Source organism: Burkholderia lata, assembly GCF_902499335.1.
Lineage (GTDB): Bacteria > Pseudomonadota > Gammaproteobacteria > Burkholderiales > Burkholderiaceae > Burkholderia > Burkholderia lata_B.
On the sequence record NZ_CABVQK010000014.1, the window covers coordinates 26168 to 42591 of the forward strand.

Sequence of the window (16424 nt, forward strand, 5' to 3'; positions counted from 1 at the left end):
CGCGCTGGCACCAATCAGATCGTCATGCTACGTTCATGCAGCGCCTGCAGGAAGTGCAGTTTCTTCATCCGGACCTGAACATGATGCATCCCGATCTACGCCGTCTCGACCTGAACCTGCTGCTCGTGTTCGACGCGCTGTACCGCCACCGGTCCGTCGCCGCGGCCGCGCACGAACTCGCGTTGAGCCCGTCCGCGCTGAGCCACGCGCTGGCACGGCTGCGCGACGCGATCGGCGATGCGCTGTTCGTGCGCCTCGGCAACGAGATGCAGCCGACCGTGCGCGCCGACGACATCGCCACCTGGGCCGGCGACGCGCTCGATGCGATGTCGAAGGGGCTCGCCCGCGCGCGCCGCTTCGATCCCGCGCAAAGCGACCACACGTTCGTGTTCGCGGCGACCGACTACACGGCATTCGCCGTGCTGCCGGCGTTTCTCGCGCGCATCCAGCATGTCGCGCCGCGGTTGCGGATCCGCGTCGTGCATTCCGACCGGAAGATCTCCGTCGACGAACTCGCGGCCGGCCGCATCGATTTCGCGCTGGGCTATCACGAGGAGTCAGCCGCCGACGCGCCGGGCATCGAGGACTTCGACTGGTTCTCCGACGACTACGTCGTGATCGCGAGCGCAACGCATCCGGACATCCGCCGGCGGCTGACGCTCGACCAGTACCTGGCGGCACGTCACGTGGTCGTCACGCCGTGGAACGAGTCGCGCGGCGTCGTCGACCATGTGCTCGACCGGCTCGGCCTCGCGCGGCAGGTCGCCGTGCAGTTGCCGACCGTGCTGGCCGCACCGTTCGTGATCGCGGAATCCGCGCTGCTGATGACCGTGCCGAACCGCGCCGCGCAGGCGCTGCGGCACGCGGCGCCGATCCGCATCTTTCCGGCGCCGTTCGAGATCCCGCGCTACACCGTGAAGGTCTACTCGCACGCGAAGCATGCGCGCACCGATGCGCATCGCTGGATTCGCGCGCAGTTGCTTGACGCTAGACCGGAGCCCGCCTGACCGACGCGCGCCGGTACACCGCGTTGCGCGTTGCCGGGCAAGCGCTACAGGCTCCGGCCGGCGACGGCCGGTAGCCGCCCATTCATTACGAAATACTTACCAATCCATCGAATCCGGCGCTTACGCCCGCACCTCCACAACGTCAATAGTGGCAATCCTTGACCCCTGTTTTAGAAACTCGTGTCTCCCTTGCGGGACAAGGGTTTTCCGTTAATTGCAAACCCTTGGCGTACCTGTTGCGCACCGTGTTGCATGGCAATTTGGCGACAGGTGTTAGTCAAACAACGATTTCCATCGCCACAAAATTGTATTTTTGCTAAATTAGTAACCAAAGTAGCAAAACGAAGTTCGTGAAATGTAGTTTAGCTTCACGACACTACAAGGAGACCCGCAGGCCGATCCGGCTGCGCGGGACCGCTCAACGGTCTTTCCGTCCGCTTGCCCGCGTGCCGCGCTTACCGGCCCTGCACGAGGTCTCCCTGGTTATCCCGCTTTTGCCCGGCGCTCGTCGCTCCGGGCATCTCGTGCAGTTCTGGGTTGACTTTTTGACAGGGTATGGAGGAGACGATGAAGAAAGCTTTGGTCGCGGCCGCGCTGATGGCTGCTGGGGTGGTGACGGCGCACGCGCAGAGCAGCGTTACGCTGTATGGCCGCCTGGATGCCGGCCTCGAGTACATGAACGGCCTGCAAAACGGCCACCAAGTGCGCGCGGAAAGCGGCGACTGGGGCACGAGCCTGTGGGGCTTGAAGGGCAGCGAGGACATCGGTGGCGGCAACAAGATCCTGTTCCACCTCGAAGGCGCGTTCAACACGATGACGGGCGGCTTCAGCGGCTCGATCTGGGATCGTTTCGCAACCGTCGGTATCTCGAACGACCGCTACGGTACGCTGCTGTTGGGTCGTGAGCTCGCGATCGCCAACGGCGTGTGGGACTTCGACCCGTTCGGCCAGTCGGCCTGGTCGACGGCATCGCTGGTGCGCGGCCGCAACTGGAACAAGACCAGCAACAACGTGTCGTACCAGTCGCCGCAGTTCTACGGCCTCGACTTCTACGGCCAGTTCTCGTTCTCGAACTCGACCAGCTTCAACGGCAACACGACGGCCGGCCAACCGGGCCGTGCAGCCGGCGCGCAGGTCACCTATACGAATTCGCTGTTCCAGTTGCGCGGCATCTACGACGAAACGCGCGACAGCAACGGCCGCTTCTCGGACGTGTTCAACTACTCGCGTGAATACTTCGCGGGCGTGAACGTGTTCCTCGGCCAGTTCAAGGTGCAAGCGGCCTACCAGGCATCGCGCGCGGACGGCAGCGGCGGCCCGGCAGTGAACGCCGGCGTGACGGGCACCCAGCAGGTCTGGGGCGGCGTGACGTGGCAGGCAACGCCGGCAGCGGCGCTGATCGCGGCCGTGTATCACGTGAACGCGAACCATGGCGGCGGCAACGCGAACATCTACACGGTCGGCGGCTCGTACAACATCTCGAAGCGCACGCTGTTCGACCTGCAGGTCGCGACGGTGCGCAACAGCAAGAACGCCAACTTCGGCCTGAACGCGAACGGCGCCGGTACGGCCGTGTCGACGGGCAACCCGAATCCGGGCGGCAGCCAGACCGGCGTCTACGCCGGTATCCAGCACCTGTTCTGATCGGGCGCCGTCAAAGAACGATTCGGCAACACTTTCCACGCTGCTGCGAGAGGCGCGTATCGGTGCGGTACCCAACCGGGTATCGCACCGTTTTTTATTGGCGGGCCGTCTTCGCGGCCCATCAGCGAATGCGGGGCTCAGACCGCCGCTTCGTTCTCTTCGCCGGTGCGGATGCGGATCACGCGCTCGACGTCCGACACGAAGATCTTGCCGTCGCCGATCTTGCCGGTGCGCGCCGCGCCGATCACCGCATCGATCACCTGGTCGACCTGCGCTTCCGCGACGACCACCTCGATCTTCATCTTCGGCAGGAAGTCGACGACGTATTCCGCGCCGCGATACAGCTCGGTATGGCCCTTCTGGCGGCCAAAGCCCTTCACTTCCGTCACGGTCAGGCCCGTGAGACCCACTTCGGCGAGCGCTTCGCGGACTTCGTCCAGCTTGAACGGCTTGATGATGGCAGTGATGCGTTTCATGGTGGTTGTCCCCCAATGCTCGTTTGGATGAAAAATCGCGACCCCGATTGTAAGCCTGCGAGCCGCATGCGGCCCAGCACGGCTCAATCGAGACGTTCGGTAAACCGTGACGTGATCGGGTAGCGCCAGTCGCGCCCGAATGCGCGATGCGTGACGCGAATGCCGATCGGCGCCTGGCGGCGCTTGTATTCGTTGATCTTGATGAGCCGCGTCACGCGCTCGACGTCGGCCTGCGCATAACCGGCCGCGACGATCTCGGCGAGCGGCCGGTCCTCTTCCATGTACATCCGCATGATCGCATCGAGTACGTCGTACGGCGGCAGGCTGTCCTGGTCGGTCTGGTTCTCGCGCAGCTCGGCCGACGGTGCCCGCGTAAGGATCCGTTCGGGGATCACGTCGCGCAGCGCGTAGTCGGCCGTTTCGTTGCGATAGCGGCAGAGCCGGTACACGAGCGTCTTCGCAATGTCCTTGATCACCGCGAACCCGCCGGCCATGTCGCCGTACAGCGTGCAGTAGCCGACCGCCATTTCGCTCTTGTTGCCGGTCGTCAGCACGATCGAGCCGAATTTGTTCGACAGCGCCATCAGCAGCGTGCCGCGGATGCGCGCCTGGATGTTCTCCTCCGTCGCGTCTTCCGCGCGGCCCGCGAACTCGCCCGCGAGCGACGCGCGAAACGCATCGAACATCGGCGCGATCGCGATCTCGTCGTAGCGCACGCCGACGCGCCGCGCCATCTCCGCCGCGTCGGTGGTCGAGATGCCGGCCGTGAAGCGCGACGGCATCATCACCGCGCGTACCCGCTCGGGCCCGAGCGCATCGCATGCGACGGCCAGCACCAGCGCGGAATCGACACCGCCCGACAGCCCGATCAGCGCCCCCGGAAAACCGTTCTTGCCGATGTAGTCGCGCACCCCCGTCACGAGCGCACGGTACACCTGCGCGTCCGTCGACAGCTCGGGCGCGATCGCACCCGGCAGCGGCCGCGCACCGTCGAATTCGACGATCGCGTGCCCTTCGTCGAACTGCGGCATCTTCGCGACGAGCGCGCCCTGCGCGTCGAGCACGAACGAACCGCCGTCGAACACGAGTTCGTCCTGGCCGCCGACGAGGTTCACGTACACCATCGGCAGCCCGGTTTCGCGAATCCGCGCGCGCAGGATGTCGAAGCGCACCGCTTCCTTGTTCATGTGGTACGGCGAGCCGTTCGGGATCAGCAGCACCTGCGCGCCGGCCGCCTTCGCGATCTGCGCGGCCGATGCATGCCAAGCGTCCTCGCAGATGATCACGCCGTATTTCACGCCGTTCAGCTCGAACACGAGCGGCTCGGCGTCGGTCGCGAAATAGCGCTTCTCGTCGAACACTTCCGCGTTCGGCAGATCCTGCTTGCGGTAGGTGCCGACGATCTCGCCGCCGACGATCAGCGACACCGCGTTGTAGGTATCGGTGGGCGGCACGCCGCGCTCGATCGGACGGTTTGCATTACCATCGACGGCTGGCGCGTGCGCGCCTTCGCCCGCGCCCCGCAGCGGATGGCCGACCAGCACCGCGAGCCCGTCGAACGCCTTCAACGCGCCGGCGAGCGCGTCGAGCGCGGCCGCGGCCGCCGCATAGAACGCGGGCCGCAGCAGCAGGTCTTCCGGCGGATAGCCGGACAGCGCGAGTTCAGGCGCGACCATCAGCTGCGCACCATCGTTGTGCGCGGCACGTGCGGCCGCGACGATCCGCGCGACGTTGCCGGCGAAGTCGCCGACGGTGACGTTGATCTGGGCGAGAGCGAGTCGGGTCATCATGGCGGGATCGGCGCAGCCCGGCGGCGCGCCCTGAACGGCTGACGAAATCGTCCCGGTGCGGGCCGCGCAGGCCCTCGCATCCGGCGACACAGAACAGTACGGATTCACGCTTGAAACACGAACGCATCGATTATCGCACGGGCATCCTGTCGTCCCCCTCGGAGGTACCGGCCGACGAATGGAACGCGCTGCTCGCCCGCGACGCGCAGCCGACGCCCTTCCTGCGCCACGAATTCCTCGACGCGCTGCACGTCGCGCGCTGCGCGGTCGACGATACCGGCTGGTCGCCGCACTTCGTCACGCTGACCGACCCGCGCACCGGCCGCCTCGCGGCCGCCGCGCCCGTCTACGCGAAGCAGCATTCGTACGGCGAATACGTGTTCGACTGGGCGTGGGCCGACGCGTACCAGCGCAACGACCTGCCCTACTACCCGAAGCTGCTGTGCGCGGTGCCGTTCACGCCCGTGCAGGGCACGCGCCTGCTCGCGGCCGACGACGATGCGCGCCGCCGGCTCGCGGCCACGCTGCTCGCGTTCGCCGAGCAGAGCGACGTGTCGTCGCTGCACGTGCTGTTCCCGACCGGCGACGAAGCGGCGCTCCTCGAATCGATGGGGATGATGCTGCGCGAAGGCGTGCAGTTCCACTGGCTCAACGACGGCTACCGCCACTTCGACGATTTCCTCGGCACGCTCGAGCAGAAGAAGCGCAAGAACATCCGCGCGGAGCGGCGCAAGGTGCACGACGCGGGCGTGACGTTCCGGCGGCTCACCGGCGACCAGATCACCGACGCCGACTGGCGCTTCTTCTCGCGCTGCTACCGGCAGACCTATCGCGAACACTATTCGAGCCCGTACCTGAACCTCGACTTCTTCCGCACGATCGGCGCGACGATGCCCGAGAACCTGCTGCTCGTGATCGCCGAAGCCGACGGCCAGCCGATCGCGAGTGCGCTCGCCGTCTACCGGCGCGGCGAACACGGCGGCGGCACGCTGTACGGCCGCTACTGGGGCGCGGTCGAGCACGTGCCCTGCCTGCATTTCGAAACGGCCTACTACCAGTTGCTCGAATTCTGCATCGAGGCCGGGCTCGACACGTTCGAAGGCGGCGCGCAGGGCGAACACAAGCTCGCGCGCGGCTTCCTGCCGACCGTCACGCACTCCGCCCACTGGCTCGCGCACCCGGCGTTCTCGGACGCGGTCGCGCGCTTTCTCGAACGCGAGACCGAGCATATCCACTCGTATGTCGACGAACTGCGCGAACACGATCCGTTCCGGCGCGGCACCGAGTAACTTCATCAAGCGCACCGACATGCGGCGAAGCCACGACCGGCTTCGCCGCATGCCACACGGCGTAGCTTCGGCTCAGTGCGCAGCGAGCATCACCGTCGTCGACAGCGCCTGCGGATCGCGCGACGAAGCAGCCGCCGACAGCCCGTAGCTGCTCGCGGCGATCCGCCACGCATGCGCGTTCGCATCCCAGGTCGCGAAGCGCTGCGCCGGCACCGCGACGCTGACGGTGCGCACGTCGCCCGGCTGCAGCGCGACCTTGGCCCAGCCGACGAGGCGCTTCGGCGGCTCACCGAGCGACGCGGGCAGTACCGTCATCGCGTACGCGGACACAATCGTCGAACACCGGAACAGCGAAGTTTTCATTGATCCTCCTGAATCGATCTGTTGTACTTGTCGCCACACTCCAGCGTCCCAGTTAAAAAAAATCGACCGGTCACCATGCTTGACCGGCAGGAGCAGCACTTGACCTCTCGCAGCGGGGGCAATCCCGAAGGTCATGGAGAGAGACATGGAGTTACGACAGAAATCGGTATCCATCCGGGTCTACCGACAGGCGCTCGACGACATGCGCCGCAACGGCTTCGACGTCGCGCCGCTGTATGCGACGCTCGGCATCGGCGCGGCCGATCTTGCCGACGACGCGCGGCGCATCCCCGGCGACCGGCATGTCGCCGCAATGAGGCTGATGAGCGGATGGCCGTTGTCCTGGCACCGGCCGCCGCCGCAGGTCGTGCCGTGGCTCGCGCCGTTCCCGGAGCTCGCGGGCATCATCTGCAACGCCGCGACGCTGCGCGACGCGCTGCACGGCTACCTGCGCTACCGCGAACTGATCGGCAACGTCGACTGGGTATTCGCGCACGAAACCGGCGGCGCGATCGCGCTCGAGTACGTGAACGAGGGCGAAGGCCGCCCTGCCAGCAGCGCGTTCGCGAATTTCGCGATCCTCGCCGCGCTCGCGCGCCTGTACGATCCGCACGTGCAGGTCGACGAAGCCTCGTTCGCGGGCCGCGCGTTCGCGCCGACGGCCGCGCTGCGCGACCTCCTCGGCGCGGCGGTGTCGTTCGATGCCGCGCACAACCGCGTCGTGCTGCGCTCCGCGCGCTTCGACGCGCCGTTCGAGCGCTACAACGCGCCGCTCGCGGACATCCAGCGTCATGCGGCCGACGCCGCGCGCGAGCGCGTGCGCGCACGCTCGACGTTCGGCTCGTCGGTCGAGCAATGCGTGCGCGACTGGCTGCGCAACGCCGACGACGCCGACGTGCCGTCCGACACGCTGATGGAGCACGTCTGCACACGCTTCGCGATGTCGCGCTGGACGCTGCGCCGGCGGCTGCATCGCGAAGCGGTCGGGTTTCACGCGCTCGTCGCGCAGGCACGGCTCGGTGAAGCGCGCGACCTGCTGCTGAACACGCAACTGCCGATCGGCGAGATCGGCGTGCGGGTCGGCTTCCGTTCGACGAGCGCGTTCACGCGCTTCTTCACGCGCGAGCTCGGCGCGGCACCGAGCCGCTTCCGCGACGGGCACGGCGATCGGTGGCGTTGACGGGCGCTTTTTCTGAGACACTGGCGGCTTCGCATCCCGCCGCCCTGCCATGTCCTGGTTTCTGTATCTGATCGAATGCGCCGACGACAGCGTCTACACGGGCATCACGACCGACGTTGCCGCACGCTTCGACGAGCACGCATCCGGCAAGGGCGCGCGCTACACGCGCTCGCGCAAGCCGCGTGCGGTGCTCGCGTCGTTTCCGCTGCCCGACCGGTCGAGCGCATCGCGCGCCGAATACTGGGTGAAGCGGCTCACGGCGGTGCAGAAGCGGGAACTGGCGGCCGGGTTGCGGACGCTGGAGTCGGTACTGCCGGCCGTGGTGGCCGTCAATACGAGTGACGACGCAGCCGGGTCGAAGGCCGGTGCGCGCGGGCGGAAGAAGGCGAAAACGGAGAACGTCGATAGCGTGGCGAAGACGGTTGAGGCGGCTAAGAGCACGAAGAAGGCCGGGAAAGCCGAGAAGGTCGACAAGCCTGCAAAAGCCGCCAAGCCTCCCAAGGCGACCAAAGCCGCACCGGTCGCGAAGCGCACGAAGCCCGACAGCAATGCAGTCGCAAGAAAGACTTCATCGCGTGACACACCGGTAAAAAAGGGCAAGCCGGCCGCGCCCTCTTCGTCGAAAAGAAAGGCGCCGGCAGGCAGCAGCAAACCCGTCACGAACGGACGCGAAGATACCGCTCCCGCGCCGGCCCGCCGCCGCCCGTCCGCTACCAAAACCGCCGAAGCCACCTTGGCCGCCGTTGCACCCGATGCCACTCGCCGCGCGAAGCGCACGAAGGACGCGCCGCCTGCCACCACAGCGCCTGCGTCCGCGCCCGCCTCCGCACGCAAACAACCGCCACGCACAAAACAAAACCGCGCGGCCTCCTGAGGAGACACGCGCGGTTTGCGTTTCGCACGAACCGGCCGTCGGCCGGTACGCTGCTTACTTCTTGTAGTTCGCTGCGCCGTCGGTGATTTCCTTGTGCGCGGCCTCGATGCCCGCCCAGCCTTCGACCTTCACCCACTTGCCCTTCTCGAGCGCCTTGTATTGCTCGAAGAAGTGCTTGATCTGATCCTTCAGGTACTCAGGCACGTCGTCGATCGACTTCAGGTTTGCCGTCATCGGGCAGACCTTGTCGTGCGGCACCGCGACCAGCTTCGCGTCGACGCCCGACTCGTCGGTCATCTGCAGCATGCCGAGCACGCGCGAACGCACGATCGAGCCTGCCAGCAGCGGGAACGGCGTGATCACCAGCACGTCGACCGGATCGCCGTCGCCCGACAGCGTCTGCGGGATGTAGCCGTAGTTCACCGGATAGCGCATGCCCGTGCCGATGAAGCGGTCGACGACGAGAAGGCCCAGTTCCTTGTCCGCCTCGTACTTCACCGGATCGCTTTGCGCGGGAATCTCGATGATCACGTTGAAATCTTGCGGCAGGTCCTTGCCGGCCGGAACATGATTGAAGCTCATGAGCACTCTCTGTAGGTCGATGGGAATTCGGGACAGGGCGCCGCGGCCGATGCACCGCCGCAGGCGTCCCCGAAGGGAATGCGCCATTATAGCCAATCGACCGGTGGCGTCCGGATGACGATCGGCGCGATAATCGTTCCGGATGCCCGGCCGTCGTACCACCGGCCGCGTTACATGGAATCGGGTGGGCGCTGAAGCGCTGATTCGGGTCGACCGCGAAGCATGGGACCCGAGTAACCGCTAAAGCGCCAACTCGGGTCGACAGGAGCTGGCATGGAAGAGGCGAAGCACTTCATCGCGGGCGAATGGACGTTGCCCGCGCAACTGGAAACCATCGCAGTCATCGATCCATCCGACGGCCAGCCGTTCGCGTCGATCGCCCGCGGCACCGCGCCCGACATCGAGCGTGCGGTCGCCGCAGCCCGCGACGCATTCGCGGGCCCGTGGGGCGCCGCCAGCGCCGCCGAGCGCGGCCGGGTGCTGATGCGGCTGTCAGCGCGTGTCGCCACGTCGATCGACGAACTCGCCGCGATCGAGGCGCGCGATACCGGCAAGCCGCTGAAGCAGGCACGCGCCGACGCAGCCGCGCTCGCGCGCTACTTCGAGTTCTACGCAGGCGCCGCCGACAAGCTGCACGGCGAAACCCTCCCCTATCAAGCAGGCTACACGGTGCTGACGGTGCGCGAGCCGCACGGCGTCACGGGCCACATCGTGCCGTGGAACTACCCGATGCAGATCTTCGGGCGCAGCGTCGGCGCCGCGCTCGCGGCCGGCAACGCATGCGTCGTCAAGCCGGCCGAGGATGCGTGCCTGTCGTTGCTGCGCGTCGCCGAGCTGGCCGCCGAGGCCGGGTTGCCGGCCGGCACGCTCAACATCGTCACCGGCTACGGCCATGAAGCCGGTGCCGCGCTCGCACGCCATCCCGGCATCGACCACATCTCGTTCACGGGTTCGCCGGCCACCGGCAAGCTGGTCACGCAGATGGCGGCCGAGAATCACGTGCCCGTCACGCTCGAACTCGGCGGCAAGTCGCCGCAGATCGTGTTCGCCGACGCCGATCTCGAAGCGGCGCTGCCCGTGCTCGTGGCGGCGATCGTGCAGAACGGCGGGCAGACCTGCTCGGCCGGCAGCCGCGTGCTGATCGAGCGCGCGGTGTACGAGCCGCTCGTCGAGCGTCTCTCCACCGCATTCAACGGGCTGCGCGTCGGCCCGAGCCGCGCCGACCTCGATTGCGGCCCGCTGATCAATGCGAAGCAGCAGCAGCGCGTGTGGGATTTCCTGTCCGACGCGCAGCACGACGGCATTCCGATGGCCGCGCACGGGCAGGTCGTCGCCGACGCGCCCGAAAGCGGCTTCTACCAGGCGCCCGCGCTGTTGCGCGACGTGCCGCCGTCGCACCGGCTCGCACAGGAGGAAGTGTTCGGCCCCGTGCTCGCCGCGATGCGTTTCGTCGACGAAGACGAAGCCGTCGCGCTGGCGAACGGCACGCCGTACGGCCTCGTCGCGGGCATCTGGACGCGCGACGGCGCACGCCAGATGCGTCTTGCACGGCGCCTGCGGGCGGGCCAGGTGTTCATCAACAACTATGGCGCGGGCGGCGGCGTCGAGCTGCCGTTCGGCGGCGTCGGCCACTCGGGGCACGGCCGCGAGAAAGGCTTCGAGGCACTGTACGGCTTCACCGCGCTGAAGACGATCGCGATCCGGCACGGCTGAACTCGCGGCATGCAGCACGCTGCCGGCAGCGCCCGGCAGCGTGTCGAAACACGACGGCACTCATATCCAGCACAGGAGACACACCATGCGGTTGAGCGGCAAGACGGCAATCGTCACGGGCGGCGGCTCGGGGTTCGGCGAAGGCATCGCGAAGACATATGCGCGCGAAGGCGCGAACGTCGTCGTCAACGACCTGAACGGCACGGCAGCCGAGCGCGTCGCGAGCGAGATCGCGCTCGCGGGCGGCAAGGCCATCGCGGTGGCCGGCGACGTGTCGAAGCAGCACGACTGGCACGCGCTGCTGCAGGCCACACTCGACGATTTCCACGCGGTGCAGATCGTCGTGAACAATGCGGGCACCACGCACCGCAACAAGCCGGTGCTCGACGTGACGGAAGCCGAATTCGACCGCGTGTACGCGGTCAACATGAAGAGCCTGTACTGGTGCGTGCAGACCTTCGTGCCGTACTTCCGCGAACAGGGCGGAGGCGTGTTCGTGAACGTCGCGTCGACGGCCGGCGTGCGGCCGCGGCCGGGCCTCGTCTGGTACAACAGCACGAAGGGCGCGATGATCACCGCGAGCAAGTCGCTCGCGGCCGAGCTTGGCGCCGACCGCATCCGCGTGAACTGCATCAACCCCGTGCTCGGCGAGACTGCACTGATGACGGAATTCATGGGCTGCGAGGATACCCCCGAGAACCGTAGCCGGTTCCTCGCGACGATCCCGCTCGGCCGCTTCTCGACGCCGCAGGACATCGCGAACGCGGCGCTTTACCTCGCCTCCGACGAGGCCGAGTTCATCACGGGCGTCTGCCTCGAAGTCGACGGCGGGCGCTGCATCTAGCCGCGCCGTGCTGTTCGCGCGCCGCGCCGGGTTTCACCGGCCGGCATGACATCCACGCATTGCTTCGCACGAAACCGGATCAGGTACCGCAGGCCTGCTCCGGCCAACTATAAGGACAGGAGACAACATGGCAACATCGACGCAGTCGCTGCCGGGCTCGTCCGGCGCATTCGAGGAAGCAACCTACCGCAAGGTGTCGTGGCGACTCGTACCACTTCTGCTGCTGTGCTACGTGGTCGCGTATCTCGACCGCGTGAACGTCGGGTTCGCGAAGCTGCAGATGGCGAGCGACCTGAACCTCAGCGACACCGTCTACGGGCTCGGCGCCGGGATCTTCTTCTTCGGCTATTTCCTGTTCGAAGTGCCGAGCAACATCATCCTGCACAAGGTCGGCGCGCGCGTGTGGATCGCACGCATCATGGCGACGTGGGGCGTGATCTCGATCCTGACGATGTTCGTCACGACGCCCACGATGTTCTACGTGATGCGCTTCCTGCTCGGCGTCGCCGAGGCCGGCTTCTTCCCCGGCGTGATCCTCTACCTCACCTACTGGTATCCCGCGCACCGGCGCGGCCGGATGACGACGTTCTTCATGACGGCCGTCGCGCTGTCCGGCGTGATCGGCGGGCCGCTCTCGGGCTTCATCCTCAAGGCGTTCGACGGTATCAGCGGGTGGCACGGCTGGCAATGGCTGTTCCTGCTCGAAGGTATCCCGTCGGTGCTGGTCGGCGTGGTCGTGTTCCTCAAGCTCGACGAACGGATCGCGAAGGCGAACTGGCTGACCGACGAAGAAAAGGCGCTGCTCACGCGCAACGTCGAAGCGGAGGAAGCGACCAAGGAAGACCTGCCGCTCGGCGCCGTGATGTCGAGCCCGCGCGTGTGGCTGATGGCGCTGATCTACTTCTCGTTCGTGATGGGGCTCTACGGCGTCGGTTTCTGGCTGCCGACGATCATCAAGGCCACCGGCGTGACCGACACGTTCATGATCGGCCTGCTGTCGGCGATTCCGTATGCGGCGGCGGTGGTCGCGATGATCCTGATCGCACGCAGCGCGGACCGGCACCGCGAACGCCGCTGGCACGTCGCGATTCCGGCTGCGATCGGCGCGCTCGGGCTCGTGCTGTCGGTGATCTGGGCGCACCAGACCGCGCTCGCGATGCTCGGCCTCACGCTCGCGACGATCGGCATCCTGACGACGCTGCCGCTGTTCTGGAGCCTGCCGACCGCGTTCCTCGGCGGCACGGCGGCCGCGGCCGGCATCGCGATGATCAACTCGATCGGCAACCTCGCCGGATTCCTGAGCCCGTACATGATGGGCTGGCTCAAGCAGGCAACGGGCGCCAACGATTCGGGCATGTACATGCTCGCCGGATTCCTGGTGCTCGGCGGGTTGCTGGCGCTGTCGGTGCCGAAGCGGCTGGTCGACAAATGACGCAGGGCGCACAGGCGCCCGCCGGTTGATGACCCGTACCTGAAACGCCCCGCTGGCCGGAACCGCTCCGGTCGGCGGGGCGTTTCTGCTTCCACGCACGCCGCCTGGATGATGCAGGTTCGGTAGCACGCCAACGCTGGCGCACCGCACCGCACCGCACCGCACCGCACCGCACCGCACCGCACCGCACCGCACCGCACCGCACCGCACCGCACCGCACCCAAAATTTTACCTATTGATCCCCTTGTCATGGAACAATAAGGATCATTTTGAGCATCACTGGCCGATCATGTTCCATACCGTCGAAGAATCCGCCACACGTCTGCGCCTCCACCCGAAAACCGTCCTGCGCTTCATCCGCGAGGGCAAGCTGCCCGCAACGCGGGTCGGCCGGGCATACCGCATCCTCGACACCGACCTCGCCGCGTTCGCGCAAACGAAGCCGGCCGCGCTCGTGCCGCGTGCGGTGCGCGTCACCAGCATCGTCGACATTCCGGACGCGTCGCAGTCGCTGCACCAGTACCTGTCGCGGTCGCTGCATGCGATGGCGTCCGGCCGCACGTCGTATGTCGACCCGGTGCGAATCGACGTCACGTTCGATCCGGCCGCGAGCCTGGTCAAGATCATCGTCGCCGCGACGCCGGCCGACACGGCCACGCTGATGTCGTCGCTCGAGGCGCTGCTGCAGCAAAGCGGGACATGAGCGCGATCTTCAGGTCGCCCCGCCACGCGCGCGCGATTCGCGCGGCTTACGAGGCTGCGCTGTCGCACTGGCCGGCCGGACATCGGCGCATCACGGTACAGACGCGCCATGGTGCAACGCACGTGATCGCCTGCGGCCCCGAACATGCGCCGCCGGTCGTGCTGATCCACGGCGCGCAGACGACGGCGGCAAGCTGGCAGCACGTCGCGGCCGAATGGTCGGCGCACTTGCGGCTCTACGCAATCGACGTGATCGGCGAAGCGGGACCCAGCGCCCCGTCGCGACCACCGCTCGCGAGCGACGCATACACGCAGTGGCTCGACGACGTGCTCGACGGCCTGGGCGTGTCGTGCGCCGCGTTCGTCGGCATCTCGCTGGGTGCGCGAACCGCGCTCGATTTCGCGTTGCACCGGCCGGCGCGCGTCGCGCGGCTTGCGCTGCTCTGTCCGTCCGGCATCGGCAGGCAGAAGCCGTTTCTGTGGTGGGCGTTGCCGCTGCTGCTGCTCGGCGATGTCGGGCGCGCGTGCGTGCGACGGCGCGTGCTCGGACGCTTTCCGCCCGCATCGACGCCGGCCGAGCGCGACACATTCACGCTCATGCGCGCCGTGGATCGCGGCTTCCGGCCGCGCCTCGAAACGATCCCTGTGTTCGACGACGGCGCGCTGCGCACGCTGTCCACGCCCACGCTGGCGATCGTCGGCGGTCGCGACGTCATGCTCGATTCGCGCGATACGTGCGATCGCCTGACGCGTCTCGTGCCGCACGCGCAGGTCCGGTTTCTTCCGGATCAATACCACTTCATCCGCGGGCAGCGCGACACCGTGCTCGCGTTTCTCATGTCGAGGGAGCCAACCCGCATGCACCACCGAATCGTCCAGGCAGCCGCTCACCGTGTGCTGGTCCGCGATCCTGCCGCCGGCCTGGTACAACGCGAAAGCGATGCGCTCGACCTCGTCGCGCTCGCGCACGAGCATGAAGCCGACTGGATCGCGGTCCCCGCCGACGCGCTGCACGACGATTTCTACCGGCTCGACAGTGGCCTCGCAGGCGCGGTGCTGCAGAAACTCGTCAACTATGGGGTCCGACTCGGCGTGGTCGGTGATATCGACCGCTGGCTCGCGCGCAGCGAAGCGCTTCGCGCGCTCGTTCGCGAGTCCAATCGCGGCACATCGGTGTGGTTCGTCGCGAACGAGGACGACCTGCTGCGCAAGCTCGGCGCATGACGTATCGTCCACGCCCACCCTGGACGAAAAAAAGCCCCGAAGGCCTTCCGGCATTCGGGGCTTTTTTGCGCGGGTTGCGCGAGCCGCCTGCAGCAGGCAGCCACGCCGCCCGCCTCAGACCACAGTGATCGCGAGCGCGCTTTCGCGGTAATGCTTCGCAGCCTTGTCGGTTTCGCCGAGATGCTCGAACAGGCGCGCGAGCGCGCGATGCGCCCGCACCTTCAGCGCCTCGTTGTCGGCGAGTTTCAGTGCCGATTCGAGGAACGACTGTGCCTTGCCCCACAGTTGCTGCTGCTGGCACAGGCGGCCGAGCGCGAACAGCAGGTCGGCATCCTCCGGGTGATCCTTCTTCCACCCTTCCGCCTTCTGGATCAGCGGCAGCGCATCGGCGCCGGCCGTGTCCGGATAACGGCGCAGCAGGCGGGCATCCCAGTTGTGCGCGAGCGCGTCCTCGACGATGCGGCGCGCTTCGTTGCGACGTTCGAGCGGCACGAGCAGATCGGCCGCGAGATCGGCAAGACGCGGCGACTGGCGCTCGACCGGCGACAGCGACTGCCACACTTCGAGCAGCGCGTCCGGGTCGTGCCGGCGTTCGCGCAGCAGGTTTTCCGCAGCCTGCTGGCGCAGCCGCACGGCCGCGGCCGGATGCAGCGCCTCGCGCTTCTCGAGCGCCTTCGCGAGCTTCAGCACCTCGGCCCAGTTCTTCAGCTGCTGCTGCGCGCGCAGCGCGACCTGCTGCGCATGGATTCGCTTGCCGCCCGCCTGCAGGTCGGCCAGCGCGGCCAGTGCGCCGTCGGCATCGCGCGCATCGGCGCGCATGTCGGCAGCGGCGAGCAGCCGTGCGTCCTGCCATTCGGGCGCGTCGACCTTCGACAGCCAGTCGTCGCGACGCGTGTACTCGTGCATCCGGTGCGCGGCGGTCGCCGCGACGAGACTCGCCGCGCCCTGGTTCGCATCGACCGACAGCGCTTCACGCGCCGCCTTCTCCGCACGCGAGAAGCGACCCGCGTACAGGTTCGCGATCGCGTCGCGCAGCGACGCCTGCGCCTTCTCGTTGCGCGAACGCGCCCGATACGCGGCGACCCGCTGCGGCATGCGCCAGATGTTGCGCACGATGCGCAGCAGCGCATACACGACGATGAACAGCACGACGATGGCGATCACGAACAGGTTCAGCGACACGTCGATCCGGTACGGCGGATAGACGAGCAGCACCTGCCCCGCGTCGAAACGGCCGACGGTGGCGAGCGCGGCGGCGATCGCGAACAGGACCGCGAGCCAGACGATTCCTCGAAGCGTCATCG

The 16424-nt window shown here is 67.3% G+C and carries 14 protein-coding genes and 1 pseudogene; 10 read left to right on the top strand and 5 right to left on the bottom strand.

Annotated elements, in window-relative coordinates:
* Window positions 1-35 precede the first annotated feature (35 nt).
* Together BCO18175_RS30010 and BCO18175_RS30015 are read left to right on the top strand one after the other, a co-directional pair.
* Window positions 36-1007 carry a LysR family transcriptional regulator gene (locus tag BCO18175_RS30010; protein ID WP_438820517.1) on the top strand — a complete coding sequence of 324 codons (972 nt, stop codon included), beginning with the start codon at window positions 36-38 and terminating at the stop codon, window positions 1005-1007.
* 567 nt (window positions 1008-1574) lie between these two features.
* Window positions 1575-2651 carry a porin gene (locus tag BCO18175_RS30015; protein ID WP_085041216.1) on the top strand — a complete coding sequence of 359 codons (1077 nt, stop codon included), beginning with the start codon at window positions 1575-1577 and terminating at the stop codon, window positions 2649-2651.
* A gap of 137 nt (window positions 2652-2788) precedes the next feature.
* Here the strand turns inward: BCO18175_RS30015 and BCO18175_RS30020 are convergent, their stop codons facing one another.
* Window positions 2789-3127 (bottom strand): P-II family nitrogen regulator, encoded by a 339-nt coding sequence (locus tag BCO18175_RS30020; protein WP_006398637.1) that lies wholly within the window; start codon window positions 3125-3127, stop codon window positions 2789-2791.
* Between the two features lie 83 nt (window positions 3128-3210).
* Window positions 3211-4917 carry an NAD+ synthase gene (locus tag BCO18175_RS30025; protein WP_174986293.1) on the bottom strand — a complete coding sequence of 569 codons (1707 nt, stop codon included), beginning with the start codon at window positions 4915-4917 and terminating at the stop codon, window positions 3211-3213.
* 110 nt (window positions 4918-5027) lie between these two features.
* Here BCO18175_RS30025 and BCO18175_RS30030 point away from each other — a divergent pair, with 110 nt between their 5' ends.
* Window positions 5028-6206, top strand: coding sequence for a GNAT family N-acetyltransferase (locus BCO18175_RS30030; protein ID WP_174986295.1), 1179 nt, complete (start codon window positions 5028-5030; stop codon window positions 6204-6206).
* A gap of 72 nt (window positions 6207-6278) precedes the next feature.
* Here the strand turns inward: BCO18175_RS30030 and BCO18175_RS30035 are convergent.
* Window positions 6279-6512 (bottom strand): annotated as a pseudogene (locus tag BCO18175_RS30035) (fibronectin type III-like domain-contianing protein); the annotation flags it as partial.
* A gap of 202 nt (window positions 6513-6714) precedes the next feature.
* Here BCO18175_RS30035 and BCO18175_RS30040 point away from each other — a divergent pair.
* Together BCO18175_RS30040 and BCO18175_RS30045 are read left to right on the top strand one after the other, a co-directional pair.
* The gene (locus BCO18175_RS30040; RefSeq protein WP_174986296.1) at window positions 6715-7749 is read left to right on the top strand and encodes a helix-turn-helix transcriptional regulator; all 1035 of its coding nucleotides are present in this window, start codon (window positions 6715-6717) and stop codon (window positions 7747-7749) included.
* A 49-nt stretch (window positions 7750-7798) separates the two neighbouring features.
* Window positions 7799-8623 (top strand): GIY-YIG nuclease family protein, encoded by an 825-nt coding sequence (locus BCO18175_RS30045; protein WP_174986298.1) that lies wholly within the window; start codon window positions 7799-7801, stop codon window positions 8621-8623.
* A 54-nt stretch (window positions 8624-8677) separates the two neighbouring features.
* Here BCO18175_RS30045 and ppa read toward each other — a convergent pair whose 3' ends face one another.
* A complete protein-coding gene (ppa, locus tag BCO18175_RS30050; protein WP_011352863.1) occupies window positions 8678-9205 on the bottom strand; it encodes an inorganic diphosphatase in 528 nt (175 codons plus the stop codon).
* Between the two features lie 273 nt (window positions 9206-9478).
* Between ppa and BCO18175_RS30055 the strand changes: the two genes are divergently transcribed.
* The 5 genes from BCO18175_RS30055 (at window position 9479) to BCO18175_RS30075 (ending at window position 15120) form a co-directional block, all read left to right on the top strand.
* A complete protein-coding gene (locus tag BCO18175_RS30055; RefSeq protein WP_174986301.1) occupies window positions 9479-10918 on the top strand; it encodes an aldehyde dehydrogenase family protein in 1440 nt (479 codons plus the stop codon).
* A gap of 85 nt (window positions 10919-11003) precedes the next feature.
* A complete protein-coding gene (locus BCO18175_RS30060; RefSeq protein ID WP_174986304.1) occupies window positions 11004-11762 on the top strand; it encodes an SDR family oxidoreductase in 759 nt (252 codons plus the stop codon).
* Between the two features lie 127 nt (window positions 11763-11889).
* Window positions 11890-13194, top strand: a complete 1305-nt coding sequence (locus tag BCO18175_RS30065) for an MFS transporter (protein WP_174967729.1) — start codon at window positions 11890-11892, stop codon at window positions 13192-13194.
* Window positions 13195-13483: 289 nt separating this feature from the next.
* On the top strand, window positions 13484-13897 hold the full coding sequence (locus tag BCO18175_RS30070) for a helix-turn-helix domain-containing protein (RefSeq protein WP_174986306.1): 414 nt from the start codon (window positions 13484-13486) through the stop codon (window positions 13895-13897).
* On the top strand, window positions 13894-15120 hold the full coding sequence (locus BCO18175_RS30075; protein WP_174986308.1) for an alpha/beta fold hydrolase: 1227 nt from the start codon (window positions 13894-13896) through the stop codon (window positions 15118-15120). Before BCO18175_RS30070 ends, BCO18175_RS30075 begins: the two co-directional genes overlap by 4 nt.
* Before the next feature lie 114 nt (window positions 15121-15234).
* On the opposite strand, the gene BCO18175_RS30080 is transcribed toward BCO18175_RS30075, so the two are convergent.
* On the bottom strand, window positions 15235-16422 hold the full coding sequence (locus tag BCO18175_RS30080) for a heme biosynthesis protein HemY (protein ID WP_011352869.1): 1188 nt from the start codon (window positions 16420-16422) through the stop codon (window positions 15235-15237).
* Window positions 16423-16424 lie beyond the last annotated feature (2 nt).

What these genes read in the sequence shown, in the direction of transcription:
- BCO18175_RS30010 (WP_438820517.1), top strand. Translation starts at nt 36, where the DNA reads ATGCAGCGCCTGCAGGAAGTGCAGTTTCTTCATCCGGACCTGAACATG.
- BCO18175_RS30015 (WP_085041216.1), top strand. Translation starts at nt 1,575, where the DNA reads ATGAAGAAAGCTTTGGTCGCGGCCGCGCTGATGGCTGCTGGGGTGGTG.
- BCO18175_RS30020 (WP_006398637.1), bottom strand. Translation starts at nt 3,127, where the DNA reads ATGAAACGCATCACTGCCATCATCAAGCCGTTCAAGCTGGACGAAGTC.
- BCO18175_RS30025 (WP_174986293.1), bottom strand. Translation starts at nt 4,917, where the DNA reads ATGATGACCCGACTCGCTCTCGCCCAGATCAACGTCACCGTCGGCGAC.
- BCO18175_RS30040 (WP_174986296.1), top strand. Translation starts at nt 6,715, where the DNA reads ATGGAGTTACGACAGAAATCGGTATCCATCCGGGTCTACCGACAGGCG.
- BCO18175_RS30045 (WP_174986298.1), top strand. Translation starts at nt 7,799, where the DNA reads ATGTCCTGGTTTCTGTATCTGATCGAATGCGCCGACGACAGCGTCTAC.
- ppa (WP_011352863.1), bottom strand. Translation starts at nt 9,205, where the DNA reads ATGAGCTTCAATCATGTTCCGGCCGGCAAGGACCTGCCGCAAGATTTC.
- BCO18175_RS30055 (WP_174986301.1), top strand. Translation starts at nt 9,479, where the DNA reads ATGGAAGAGGCGAAGCACTTCATCGCGGGCGAATGGACGTTGCCCGCG.
- BCO18175_RS30060 (WP_174986304.1), top strand. Translation starts at nt 11,004, where the DNA reads ATGCGGTTGAGCGGCAAGACGGCAATCGTCACGGGCGGCGGCTCGGGG.
- BCO18175_RS30065 (WP_174967729.1), top strand. Translation starts at nt 11,890, where the DNA reads ATGGCAACATCGACGCAGTCGCTGCCGGGCTCGTCCGGCGCATTCGAG.
- BCO18175_RS30070 (WP_174986306.1), top strand. Translation starts at nt 13,484, where the DNA reads ATGTTCCATACCGTCGAAGAATCCGCCACACGTCTGCGCCTCCACCCG.
- BCO18175_RS30075 (WP_174986308.1), top strand. Translation starts at nt 13,894, where the DNA reads ATGAGCGCGATCTTCAGGTCGCCCCGCCACGCGCGCGCGATTCGCGCG.
- BCO18175_RS30080 (WP_011352869.1), bottom strand. Translation starts at nt 16,422, where the DNA reads ATGACGCTTCGAGGAATCGTCTGGCTCGCGGTCCTGTTCGCGATCGCC.